Raw genomic sequence first — 13,072 nt, 5'->3', positions numbered from 1 at the left:
CTAGGCCGCGCGCAGGACGTTGAGTTCGATCTGGCGCAGACGGCTGGCAAGCGGTGTGGCAAAATCACGGATGCCAAAGGGGTTGCGCACGCATTGCTGGATCACCGGATCCTTGAGCAGAAGATCGTTGAAATAGCGCACGCGTTGCAGCGCCTCTTCGCGGGCGGCCTTGAATTGGGTGGGGTCACGGAAACGGTTGGCCACGCGGATAAAGGCCGCAGGGTCCAGCCGGGTTTGAATATCGCCCAAGGCCTTGCCCAGCGCCGTCAGGGCGGCGGCATAATCTGTGCCAAGGTCATTATCGGCCAGATATTTTTCCACGGCGGCCTGCATTTCGGTGCATTTGCCCTCAAAGCCTTTGACCGCATTGGCCCATTCGGTTCCGATCTGGTCCAGCTTGTTCTTGTCGGTGCGGGGGCCGCGCGCCTTGATGCCCTCGATGGTCTTTTGCAGGAAGGTCAGTTCGGATTGCGCCGCGCGGACCATGCCGCCTTTTTCCACCAGCTTGATCGACTCTTCGATCCGGGTCAGATGGCCCTTCACATCGTCCTTGTAATGATCCAGCGCCGAATTTTCGGGGGCGGCTTTCACCTCCTCCTTGATCTTTTTGACATAGGCTTTGGCCTCGGTCAGATAGGTTTCCTTGCGGGTGGCGTCTTCGGCCTTTTGACGCTCTGTCGCGTTGTCTTGCGCCAGCAGATCGCTGCGGGTGGCCAGAAGGGCGATCTGCGCATCAACCGAGGCGCGGGCGTTGGCGATCACCGTCGGGTCCGGGGCCACGCCGCTGGCTTCCATATCCAGCAAGGTTTGCGCGGCGGCGGCGTCCAACTGCTTTTGCAGTTCAAGCGCCTCGGCATAAATCTCATCGTCGGTTTTGCCTTCGGTATTTTGCAGGCCCACCGTCAGGCTTTGCAGCGTTTTGCGCGACCGCAGGATCATCCCGTCAATCGTGTCGTAAAAAGACAGGGTGGTTTTGGTATCAATCCAGCCTTCGGCCGAGGCCAGATCAGAGGTGACGCTGCCCTCATACGGCTTTGGCTTGCGGCCATTGGCCTTCAGCATTTTGCCATAGGCCAGATTGAATTGCGCCAATTCGGATTTGGCGGCTTTCAGGTCGGCATGGGCATTGGCGCGTCGCGTCTCCAGATCCTTGGCAAGCTGCACATCCGCCTCAACCCGGGTGCGAAACGCAGCGACCGCCCGTATCGCCTCGGGCAGCAACATGGTTTGCCATCGGACAGACAGCTCTGCGAGTTCGGTTTTGTAAGCCGCGAATTTCGTGATGAGAGGGTTGCCCTTGCGGTTGCCCTGATCCACCTGAATATCCAGCTTCTTGAGCGCGTCTTTCAGTTCGGCATTGGTATCGGTTGCCTTTTGCGCGGCCCCGACGATGACAGCGGCCCGGTCAACCAGCTTTTTCGCGGCCACCAAAGCATCGGTGTTATAACCGTTCAGATCGTTGATCGCGGTCCGGGTCAGCGCCAGAATATCCTCGATCGGTTCTTTTTGGCCCTTGGCAAAACTGACATCATCAATATCGCGAAAGGCGCGTTCTACGGTGGCAAAGCGCGCCTCGACATCGCGGAACAACTGCCCGAAGGATGCCTTTTTGGTTTGAATGGCGTTTGCCGCGCGGCTGTTCAGCGCCTCCAGATCATCGGCCAGCAGTTTGCGCGCGGCCTTTGCAGTATCGGCGGCATTCTGATCGGCAAAGGCGGTTTCGCGGAACAAAAGGTCGCCGCGTTTCTGCGCGGCCTCGACATCGGCGGCGAAAGCCTTGGCATCGGGGATGCCCCAGGTCATCATCTGCGCGGCGTTGGAAGTGGCGATGGACAGATCGCTGCGCAGGCGGGCATCCATCTGCCCCACTTCGATGGTTTGCGCCTTGGCAGGTGAACCGGCATAGGTGGCCAACGCGTCAAGCTGGGTGGCCAGCAGGCGGTCTGCCTCGGCTTTGATGGCGTCCAGCGCCGTTGTCGCGGCGGCCAGATCTCCGGTGGCATCCACCGCCGCGATCTTGCCGTGCAGGGCTTTCATCCCCTGCTCAAACGCTTGGCCCATGGGCAAGGTGACGGCATTGCCGGTGGCCTCGGTTATCTCGGCCAGAACCGGCGCTTCTTTGGCGTCATAGCGGCCACGCGTCTCATTCAGGTAAAGCGCCGCCGATTGCTTGAGCATCACAATCCGCTCGGGGTCCGAGGCGCTGGGGTCCATCACTGCCTTGTTCATCAAGGCGGTCGCGCGAGTGGTCAAAGCGGCCAGCGCCAAGCGCCCCTGTTCACAAGCGGCGATGGCAGTTTTCTGGCTGCTGGTCTTGGCAAGCGTTTCGGTTTGAATCCGGCTGTATTCGGCAATCAGCGCGTTCTTTTCCGCCAGTTCCGCGCTACCATTGGGATACATCGGCAAATGGGTCAGCAACGGGGCTGCGGCCTTGTCGGCATCGGTGTAGCCACGAAACGCCGCAGCGAAGCCAAGATCTTTTTTGTTGCGCAGCTTGCCCAACAGGCCCTTGTTGATATGGCGCTCAAAGAACTTGACCTGCGCCGGGTTCAATTCACCCTCTGGCATCTTGTGCCTCCATAACGTGATTGCGGCCCAAAATCTGCGGCCAGCCCCAAATATCTTTCAAAAACGCCCCTGCGAAAAATTCGGGGCCTTACCAGTCAAAATCGCCGTCTCGCAGGCAAAGCCGACACAGCGCGCGTCGCGTCAGATCACATCTATCACAATGATCGAGATGTTATCGCCACCCCCCGCATCCAATGCAAAACTGACCAAAATATCCGCGATCGTTTCAATCGGCGCACCAACCACCATCTTTTCAAGTGTGTTGAAGGTTGCGTATTTCGTCAACCCGTCTGAACACAGCAAAAAGCGATCCCCGCGGGCCACATCGCCCCGGATTTTGTCAAGTTCCAGCACATCGCCCACACCCACCGCGCGGGTAATGGCATTGGATTGCGGGTGCATTTCCGCTTCATCCCAGGTCAGTTCGCCCGACAGCACCAGTTCGGCGACAAGGGAATGATCTGTCGTCAGCATTTCAACCTTGCCATCGCGGAAGCGGTAGAGGCGGCTGTCACCCGCCCAGAAGGCCACGAAATGCTCCTCTGACAGGATCAGGGCGACCACGGTTGCGCCAACGGTGCCAAGCTGCCGCGTGGTTGATTCTGCCTGAATGATGTCATGCGCCTGAAGGATCGTCTGACGCAGGCCGCGCATCAGATCGGCGGGCGGCTGATCCGGTTCGATCATGGCGATAGTGTCAACGATGGCTTGGCTGGCGAAATCCCCAGCCTCATGCCCGCCCATGCCATCGGCAACCACCCATATCTTCTGATCGGGAAGCGAGAGAATGCTATCCTCATTAATCTTGCGGACGCGCCCCACATGGGTTGCAGCGCTGTAGCGGATCGTCATTCTGTATCCTCATTCTTCCAAACCTGAGCCGCCATGTCGAACAGGCCCAACATTTGCCCGCCCGCAGGCAAGCCTTCACAGACCATCATGCGTATCCCGTCTTCGGCCACCGCCGACCAGAGCGAGGGCTTGCGGAACCGTCCCGCCGTCAGCCCGGCGGCCAGTTCCGGCACCAGCGTTTCCGGTGCCGCCCCGGTGACAACCAGCCCGCCCTGCGCCTGACGGATCACCATGTCACTGGGGCGTGCAGGGGCGGAAACCGCCTCCAGCCGCGCCTTCAGCAGATCGCGCGTCATGTCATCTTCCAGCGCGGCAAGCGCAATATCGTCCAGCGCCTCAAAGGTCGGGACGGACAGAAAGTGATCCAGCAGCGCGTTATTGCCATCGGGCATGGGGGCGGCCAGCGTCAACGGAAACTGCCGGCCCACCCGGTCCACCGATGACATCATGACCCCCATCACCGGGGCCGCGCCAAGCAAGCCCGCGCTTAGGTTAAAGCGCCAGATCGGGGCAGAGAAATAGCAATCCTGCCACCGCTCGCCCAAGGCCTCTTTGGCCGCCAGCAAGCCGCCTTGCAACCAACGATCCCACGGGTCGATGAACCCCTGCGGAAGGTCCATCCGCAGGAAATCGCCCAAGGCGGGCAGCTTGCCAAAGGCCCCGAACCGGACCCCCATCAAAACGACTTCGGGCAGCTGAATTTGCCCAAGGATGGCAGGGCAAACGGGTTGATGGATGAACCGGACTGCATTTGGAAAATCGCGATACGCCCCCCGATGTTGAAAATCACGCGCTGCTTGTCGGAAACATTGGTGCGTCGGATTTCCGCCGCATCCAGAAGGCGGAACCAGCCCCAAGGCCCATCGCGCCGCAACTGGCTTTCGGTGCTTTGGCTGGCGGGTTCAAACACCACCCGCGCAAAGCCTGCGGCCCCCGGCCATTGCACCGCAGCCGGTGCAGGCTGTCCCTGACCTTGGGCAAATTCCACCGTTGTGCCGTCAATCTCCAGCTTGACCGAGGTTGCCTTGGGGTCCAGCGCCTCTGGCGTGATCTGGAAGCTGACGGCGGGGTTGGCCCCTGCGGTAAAGAAGGCCGCGCGGATCGCCGCCGCATGTTCAAACTGCAACAGCACATCGGGCGAGATGCCCAGATCGGCATCATTCACCCGTTTCCAGACCCAAGGCCGGTTGGTGGTATCGACGAATTTCGCAAGGTTCTCCTCAAAGAACACATCCAGCATCCCGCCGGGCGCGAACATGCGCGCGAAATCCTGCATCCCGACATCATTGGAAGATCGGCGGTTGAACGGATAGCGGCTGTCAAACGCCTGTTCGCAGAAGGGCAACACCGCGCTTTGCCATTTGGCGTTGATGGCCGAGCGGTTGCCATCGGCGGTAATGCCCGAAGACCCGGTGGTGATTTGGGTGGTCCAGCGTTGCATCGGGCCAGGTAGCCGCGCGGTTGCCTGCGTCAATTGAAAGATCGCGCTGTTTTCCGGGTCGGTGGACACGGTGCCCACGCCCGAGAAAGACAGCTTGCTCATCTCGCGATACACCTCATCCAGAAGGCGGATCAATTCGTCCAGTTGCGAGTTCTGGCCATCGGGGCGCTTTACCAGCTCATGCAGCCACGAGAAGCGTTCCTCGACATATTGCCCCGGTGGTTTTGGCTTGTTGCCATCTGCCGTTTCGGCGTTTTCCAAGGCGAAAAGGAAGGTTTGCGCCTGCACCGACAGAAGGGATTTCAGTTCCAGATTGGCAACGGCACTGGCACCCTCGCTTAGCGCTTCGGTGCTGACGGCACTGCGATCCTCGGTCAGTTTGGTTTCATCGGCAATCGCGTTGAGAAGGTTGACGATGGGCGAGGTAGGCCCAGCCAGAATATTCGTCACTTCCACCGCATGACGCAGCGATTCCATCGGGATGATATCAACATCCGACAAGATACCTTCATACCGAGAGGTGTAGTCGTTGTAATACAGGTCCAGCACATCGCGGGTCAGCGCCAGAATGGCGGCATCGGACTGATCTGCGCCTGCATCCGGCCCCAGCACCCAGCTTTCGTTCTGGATGCGGCGCGCCACACTCAGCGCCTCTTCCAGAAACACGGTGTTAAAGCCGCGATAGGTGAAAATCCCCTCAACCCCTTCGGTGAGGGGCTTACCCGAGGACCGCACCAGCGCCCGCGTCACCGCAGGGCCGCCGACATCCACAATCCGCCAGCTTGGCAGTTCCAGCGCCTTGGGGCTGTTGATGATGCCATTATAGATGCGCTGCGCCATCGGCATCGCGGCCAGCAAGGTCTGCGCCTGTTCCACCAATGGCCCATTGAGCGAAACCTTCTGCATCGGTTGCGACAGCAGGATTTGCAGGTGCTTGTTCAGATCATCGCGCAGCGCCTGACGGGACGGGCCGCTGAACGAAAGGTTCCAATCCTGGTTCATCCATTCGGTGACAAACTCGGTGTTCATCGGCCCTTGCTGGCCCAGCATCAGATAGACCTTCAACGTCTCATACAGGATGTCGGGGTTGTTGATATTGCCCTGAATCTGATCTTCCAGCCGCAGCAAAAGCCGGGGCAGGAAATGCTGGTTCAGGCCCGCGCGGTAGGATTGCGCCGCCTGATCGCCCAGCACGTCGCCTTGATACAGCCCATAGCCAGAACCTTCGGGCCGCTGCACCGACTCCCGGCCTTTGGCATGGTTGATCGGCATGTCGTAAAGGATATTCAGCGCCGGAATAACCGAGATCAGATCGCTATCGGCAATCGGGTTGGAGGGGATATCGGCAGCGGCGGCCTGATAGGCGTTCAGCCGCTCTGTCGCGTCCGCAATCATCGCGTTATTGGCCAGGAAGCTGCGGGTCCACAAGGCGCCTGCGGTCACGGCGATCAACACCGTCGCCGCGATGGCGATGCGCCGTATCCAGCGATAGCGGCGTTCCACCTTGTCATCCGCCGATACCAGGCCAGCCTCTTTGAACACGACCTGTTCAAACAACCGCGTCAGGAAATAGCTGCGCCCGGTGCCCTTGCCCGAACCAATCGCCTGCCGCCCGATACCAAAGGTGCGCGCCATGCCCATCATCAGACGGTCAATCGGGGTGCCTTCCTGCGTGCCAGAGGTGAAATAGACACCGCGCAGCATGTGGCGGTGTTCGAACTTGTTTTCCAGAAACACCTCGTTCAGGAAATCCCGCGCGACCTGCCGCACACTGGCCACCTGCCCCGGAAAGCCCGCGATCAGACTGCGGCGCTGGTGGTCCGTTTCGGCTTGCATCCGTTCCAGCGATTGGGTGTTAAGCTGGGTCAGCAGGGCCGAAAACTCATCATCAAACAACGCGATGGGAGAGGTGTTTTTCTTGGCGGTCTTGTCCAGCGGGAAGGTAAAGCCCCAGACCTGTTCGCGCGCGTCCTTGCCCATATTGTCAAAAAACTCGGCAAAGCCCGCAATCAGATCGCCCTTGGTGAACAGCACATAGACCGGAAAGCGCACGCCCAGCTTTTCGCGCAATTCATGCAGGCGGCGGCGGATGGCTTTGGCATGGCTGGCCTGCGTCACCTCATCCTGCATCGACAGGTCAGACAGCGAAATCGCAATCAGCGCACCATTGATCGGCTGGCGTTTACGGTGCTTTTTCAACAGGTTGAGAAAGCCAAGCCAACCCGCATTGTCGCTTTCGGCATCGCTTTCCTGTGTGGTGTAGCGGCCTGCCGTATCAATCAGCACCGCCGCATCGGTAAACCACCAATCGCAGTTGCGCGTGCCCCCAACCCCACCGATAGAGCCTTTGCCCATCTCCTCGGCCAGCGGAAATTTCAGGCCCGAATTAACGATGGCCGTGGTTTTACCCGCACCGGGGGGGCCGATCATCACATACCACGGCAGTTCATACAGCGATTTGCGGCCCAGCTTGGATTTGCGCAACAGCGTCAGCGCGCTTTTCAGCTTGGTGCGCAACTCCTCCATCTCGCCTTTGATCACATCATCTTCGGTATCGCTCTCATCGACCGAGGCGACGATGTCATCTGTCATCTTCTTGTTGCGGCGGCGGCGGATCAAAAAGATCAGCAGCACCACAAAAATCGCGAGGCCCATCAACACGCCCGTCGTCACCGCACGCGCAAAGATGGTTTCCAGCGGGTAAATGCCACCCCAGGGCAGCAGCGGCCCGAAATACCAGATCGCACCGCACAGCAGCGCAGTGCTGAACAGAATCGCCGTATACAGGGACCGGAACAGGGGCCGGATAAAGCGGTTGAACATTAGCTTTCTTCCCTCAGCAATACGATCTCGATCCGGCGGTTCGCGGCGCGGCCTTCGGCGGTCGCGTTGGATTCGAGCGGCTCTTTATCGGAACGCCCCTCAGCCGAAATGCGGCTTGGGTCTTTCAGATGGGTTTCCATGGATTTCTTGACCGATTCCGCCCGCGCCAAAGACAGGTGCATGTTGGACGGAAAGCGCGAGGATTTGATCGGCACATTGTCGGAATGGCCCACGACGATGATCTTGCCAACCTGATCGTCCATCGCCTTGGTCAGCCGGGTGATCGTATCGGCCACCTCTTTGGCCAAACGGTCAGAGCCAGAGCCGAACATGCCATTGCCGTTGATGCGCACGGTCAGGGTGTTGGCATCCTCAAACACCTTGATGGTGCCTGCTGTGATTTCTTTTTCCAGAAAGCCCGAGACCACTTCAACCTGGCTTGGGCCGGGCGGGGGCGTCGGTGGTGGCGGAGGTGGGGCCGGACGTTCCAGAACCGGCGGGCGACCGGGATCAACCGAGGCAAGCTGCCCCAGCAGCCGTTCGGTTTGCCCGCCCAGCGCGATGGAAATACCGCCGAACGTAACTGTCAGAAGCGCCGCAATCGCACCCACCGCAATATAGACCGGTTTCCACACCGACAGCGCCTTATGCGGGCGGTCCACCCCTTGCCAATGCGGCGAGAGATCTTGTTCCACCGGGCCACGCTGCGCCCGGATAATACGGGCCAGACCGTTGCGGATTTGCAGATGCTTGTCGGCCCCGCCCTGTTCCACGCGCAAACGCCCGTCAAAGCCAAGCGACAGGCACATATACATGAATTCCAGCAATTCGATATTGTTCGGCGGGTCTTGTTCCAACCGGGCCAGCACATCATAGAACCGGTCACCGCCCACGGTTTCGCGGTGGAAGGTGCCCACCATGGACTGCATACCCCAGATGGATTGCTCGCCCCAAGGCGTGTTCAGCACCACGTCATCAATCGTCGCGCAAATCGCATAGCGGGCCACCTTGACCTGCTGCGGATCAACGCCACCCTGAATGGCGCGGGTCTCGAACCCCCGGATTTCGGCCACCACATTGCGTCGCAGGGTTTCGGGTTCCATATGCTGCGCGCGGTTGCGGATACGGCTGACAAGCGCGAACAACGTGGCCGCCGCCGCGTTCAGCCGATTCATCCCTGTCATCGCCAGCGCGATTGGCGATTCCGCTGTTTTCCCGCTATCTGCCGCCACGGGGGCTGCCGCAGCTTGCGGGACGCCGTAACCTACATTGCCCTGCGCCGCCGGGGCCTGCGCACCTGCTTGCGCGCCATAAGTGGGCACGCCCGCACCAGCGCCGCCACCGGGCCTGCGACCAGCCGGATTGGGGCGAATGACGGTCCGTTCCGAATCGTCCGGCTCTGCAAACGGGTCATTGTTCGACATAGCTTAATCCTCTTGTCGGCCTCAGGAGAGGCGGATGGCCCAAAGCTCCATGGTCAGACCGGGATAATCCCCCGACACATGCACAGCGATGCCGCCTGAAGTGGTCATCTTGCGCCAATAGGGGCTTTCCCGATCCAGTTCAAAATACACAACACCTGAATGATATGGCACTTGCCGCGGCGCAACCGGCAACGGGCGCAGCGTGATCCCCGGCAGGGCCGAGTTTACAAGTTGGCGAATTTCCTCCACCGGGCCGATCTTGGCTTGCCCCGCGAAATGGCGACGCACGGATTCGGCCGGAATATCGGCCTTTACCGCCAGCACGAAACCCGCCGTGGTGATCAGCTTGCGATCGGCAATGATGCCCACGCTGATGCCGTATTTCCGGGCCTCCAGCGCGATGGAAATCGCCGTCTGTTCCAGCACCGAGGACAGGTATTGCCGCAGGGTGCGGATCACCGGCGCGAAGGTTGTGGTAAGGTTGGCATGCTGATAGGGCGGAAAGTTCGGCGGCACCTTATCGGTCGCCATGAAGGTGGCCAGTTCCCCGGCAAGGGCGATGCACATGCGGTGAAATTCGGCGGGGTGGATGTTTTCCATTTCCAGCATGTTGCGGAACACAGGCAGCGCCCGGTTCACGCACATCAACAGCAGGAAATCCTGAATTTCGGCCACGCCCTTGGTGGTGCCGCTTTCGGCAAGCCGCCCGGCCAGCGCCTTGACCCGGTGGCCCAGCAACCCCTCCAACTCTTGCAGGAAGGCACCCAAGGTGGGGGCGGCGCGCACATCAAGGCAAGACGGCATGAAAGCCTTGTCCAGCACCACCTCGCCATCGGGTTTGCGTTCGATGATCCTCGCGATGGGAATGGTCAGCCGGTCGGCCAGATCATCCACCTCCAGCGCGAATTGCAGGCGCAGCTTGCCCACACCCAGCGTCACGGGCTTGCGCCCTTCGCCCATGGTATCGGTGACTTCCAGTTCCGCCGGACGGAAGCGCGCGGCAGAGCGTTCCGCCCCCGTCATATCCACTTCCAGCACGCCTTGGCGGCGCTGCGGCACCGACAGGTAAACCACGCAATCCTTGATCTCTTCGGGCACATCCAGCGCGGGCGGGTGATCGACCGACTGCGGGACGCGAAAGGTTGCGCCATCGGGCGTCAGCCCTGCGCAGCCCTTGATCGCAAATTTGCCGATCTTCAGGACTTCTTCATCAATCTCAAGCTCATTCACGCCCCACAAATAGGGGGCAACACGCCGCGCCAGACCGCTGATCAGCCCTTCGGCATAACGATCTGCCTGCTGAAAATGATGGGGCTGCAAAAACAACCCCTCGGTCCAGAGAACCTTGCTATCCCAGGACACAGGCTACTCCTTCAAATAAATTCCGATGGCCACACACCCAATGGCAGAGCCTAATGGCACTTGGCCTTTCTGTCATTTCAATCTTTCCAATTGCTTCTTGTAGGCCTTGGCAAACTCTTTGCTGAAAAACTCGTGAAAATCATGTTCGGCCTGTTCCGAAATATCGGCATACAGCTTTTCATAGGTTTCCCAATAGCGGGATTTGCGGCCTTTGAGCATATCGGCAAAACCGCCGCCCTTGCCGATCTTTTCTTCCAGCGTTTTGGGGTCCAGCCGCCCCAGAACATCCTTGATCGCGGCTTCCATGCCGGTGACCATGGCCACCTCATGCGCCTTGATATCGCCCAGCGCTTCCTCGACTGCGGCAGAGGCGGGCATATAACCCTTGCGCGGCTTGACGATGAATTCCACCGCATGTTCAGGGCTAAGCGCAAATTTCAACGGGTTGTTGCCACCGGCGGCCAGTTCCGTCTTTTCGATCCGAAACTCGGATTTGATCGAGGTGCGCGTCATCAAGATATCGCGCAGGCCCGAGATCAGCGTGAACATCACACTGCCCAAGCGTTCCATCGTTTCGGCCAGTTCATCATCCGTGATGGTCAGGTCTTCGACCCCGGCCCCGCGCAGAAAGGCACGGGCGGCATCATGCGATTGGGGTGCTGCGGCGGGCTTGGCGGCAACGGGGGGCTTTGCGGCCACCGCAGCGGGACGCGCTGCGGCGGCGCGTTGCAATGGCGGCGGCGGCGGCACCACCGAAGAGGTGACTTTGGACGACCCGACCGACACCGCGAAGGGAGAGCTTTCATCCTCGGCCACGGGGGCGGCGGGTTTCGGCCTTGCCACCGGTTCCGCCACCGGTTTTGGCGGCGGGCTGGGTGCAGGCGGTTCTGGCAGCAGATCGTCATCCACCTCTGGCGGCAGGTCTGGCACGGGGCTTGGCGGCGGGGCTTTTGCCTCGGGGGTTTTGGGCGTTGGGCTGAGGAAATCATCATCCCAATCATCCGGTATCACCGATTTCGCGGTTTTGCGCGCCGTAAAACTGTCCGACACCGAGGCGCTATGCGACCCATGCGAGGCGCCGAATTCTTCATCCAGCGGGTCGGGCAGCGGGCCGAGAATGGGGTCATCGCCATCCCCCACATTGGGCAGCATCAAACTGTCAATCGGGTCCTCGCGCACAATCTGCGAGGGGCCACGCGGGGCCTGATCGCCCATCAGATCATCCAGAAAATCCGCTTTCTTGGCACCCGGATCATCCAGCAGATCCAGCAGGCTTTCGGGCGACGCCCCCGCAGACCCATGCGACACCGGGCCATCATCAACCGGGGGCGGCAAACCTGCCAGCGGGTCAGCCGAGACATCGCTGGTAATGGCGACGACCAGTTCGTAGGCCCCCATCGACAGCACATCCCCGTCATTCAAGGGCGTTGGCACCCGGCCCAAAGCATTCTTGCCATAGTTCAGAAATGTGCCATTGGTCGAAAAATCAATGACCGTCACGTCACCGTTATTATCCTCGATCGCACAGTGGTTTTTGGAAATCAGACGGTCGGGGTCTGGCAAGACCACGTCATTTTCCGGTCCGCGCCCGATGGTCAGGCTGGGCCCGATCATGACGATCGGGGCCCCGTCACCCGGAACAGATCCCGTTGATTGAAACCGCAGTGTTACAGACATACCGTCATTAGCCTCCGGTTAAGACAGTGATGGCGCCCGGCGGCAAAATCGGCGCCGGCGTCGGGCCCCCACACAGATCAATCCCTATCCGCGCAGCGGGCAGTTTCCCTATCATAACACTCGTTGACCCTTTGGCAATCGGATGGGGGGAGACGCCGGGGCACATGTCGGTCATCCGGGCCGCGAACAGTTTGACCACCATCACGGTTGGACAACAGGGCGGCAACACCGGCAAAGGCGCGCCATAGGTCAGAAGGCAGGTGTGCAAATCAGTCATGCGGGCTTGTGGAGGTCCGGGCATATCAGATCATCCTTTCGCTTCGGCTTTGGCACCATCACCCGCAGCAACGCGGCCATTGCCACCCCGCGCGATATCAAGGCCACGGTCGATCAGGATATCCAGATGCACCTGCATCCGGTCTACATTCATCTTCATCGACAACAGGTTCATCGCGAAAACCGCCGCCGAAACACCATTGGGCGGCGCCGGGGTCTGGTTCAGGTCACCGGGGCCCAGCGTGCCTTCGGCATAAAGGGCGGCCATGGCACAGAAGGTCGTGTCATCATCCATATCCGCCGTTTCAAACGCATCCCGCGCGGCGATGCGGTTCTCCTCGGTCGGCTTGAAAACCCAGCGTTCGGCGCAGGCCAGCGGTGGCGGCACCGCCTTGGGGTTCGGGCCAATCAGATCATGCCCGGCAAGGCAGGCCCACCATGTTGCCTCTCTCGGGGGCAAGGCCACCGACAGCAGGCGCAGAATGTCGATCTTGGCACCCAGCCCGGCCAATTCCTCCAGCACGGCATCGACAGGCGCGCTGGCCGGAGAGGTCAGCTTGGTTTGCAGCTTGGTATTTGTCATCGCCAGCATGCGCGCGGCTGGCTCTGCCGGGATTTTCTTGAGGTTTTGAAAACGTTTGCTCATGAC

Annotated in this window: 9 protein-coding genes; all 9 read right to left on the bottom strand. The window is 60.3% G+C overall.

The features are described 5' to 3' along the window. Window positions 1–2,568 (bottom strand): hypothetical protein, encoded by a 2,568-nt coding sequence (locus EGN72_RS13360; RefSeq protein WP_127048380.1) that lies wholly within the window; start codon window positions 2,566–2,568, stop codon window positions 1–3. 141 nt (window positions 2,569–2,709) lie between these two features. Further along, window positions 2,710–3,420 (bottom strand): PP2C family serine/threonine-protein phosphatase, encoded by a 711-nt coding sequence (locus tag EGN72_RS13355; protein WP_127048378.1) that lies wholly within the window; start codon window positions 3,418–3,420, stop codon window positions 2,710–2,712. After that, window positions 3,417–4,097 carry a type VI secretion system-associated protein TagF gene (tagF, locus tag EGN72_RS13350; RefSeq protein WP_127048376.1) on the bottom strand — a complete coding sequence of 227 codons (681 nt, stop codon included), beginning with the start codon at window positions 4,095–4,097 and terminating at the stop codon, window positions 3,417–3,419. Before tagF ends, EGN72_RS13355 begins: the two co-directional genes overlap by 4 nt. Next, window positions 4,097–7,684 (bottom strand): type VI secretion system membrane subunit TssM, encoded by a 3,588-nt coding sequence (gene tssM / locus EGN72_RS13345; RefSeq protein WP_127048374.1) that lies wholly within the window; start codon window positions 7,682–7,684, stop codon window positions 4,097–4,099. Before tssM ends, tagF begins: the two co-directional genes overlap by 1 nt. Then, window positions 7,684–9,108, bottom strand: coding sequence for a type VI secretion system protein TssL, long form (tssL, locus tag EGN72_RS13340; RefSeq protein ID WP_127048372.1), 1,425 nt, complete (start codon window positions 9,106–9,108; stop codon window positions 7,684–7,686). Before tssL ends, tssM begins: the two co-directional genes overlap by 1 nt. A 21-nt stretch (window positions 9,109–9,129) precedes the next feature. Then, a complete protein-coding gene (tssK, locus tag EGN72_RS13335; RefSeq protein ID WP_127048371.1) occupies window positions 9,130–10,470 on the bottom strand; it encodes a type VI secretion system baseplate subunit TssK in 1,341 nt (446 codons plus the stop codon). Window positions 10,471–10,542: 72 nt separating this feature from the next. Next, a complete protein-coding gene (tagH, locus tag EGN72_RS13330) occupies window positions 10,543–12,147 on the bottom strand; it encodes a type VI secretion system-associated FHA domain protein TagH (RefSeq protein ID WP_127048369.1) in 1,605 nt (534 codons plus the stop codon). A 7-nt stretch (window positions 12,148–12,154) separates the two neighbouring features. Then, complete coding sequence (locus EGN72_RS19585; protein WP_255417435.1) at window positions 12,155–12,424, bottom strand: PAAR domain-containing protein; 270 nt, start codon at window positions 12,422–12,424, stop codon at window positions 12,155–12,157. Window positions 12,425–12,454: 30 nt separating this feature from the next. Beyond that, the gene (locus EGN72_RS13320; protein WP_127048365.1) at window positions 12,455–13,069 is read right to left on the bottom strand and encodes a hypothetical protein; all 615 of its coding nucleotides are present in this window, start codon (window positions 13,067–13,069) and stop codon (window positions 12,455–12,457) included. Window positions 13,070–13,072 lie beyond the last annotated feature (3 nt).

It is taken from the genome of Pseudorhodobacter sp. E13, assembly GCF_003991405.1.
Taxonomy (GTDB): Bacteria; Pseudomonadota; Alphaproteobacteria; order Rhodobacterales; family Rhodobacteraceae; genus Pseudorhodobacter.
Note: the sequence above shows the minus strand (reverse complement) of the source record. Positions and strands in the feature narration are given on the sequence as shown.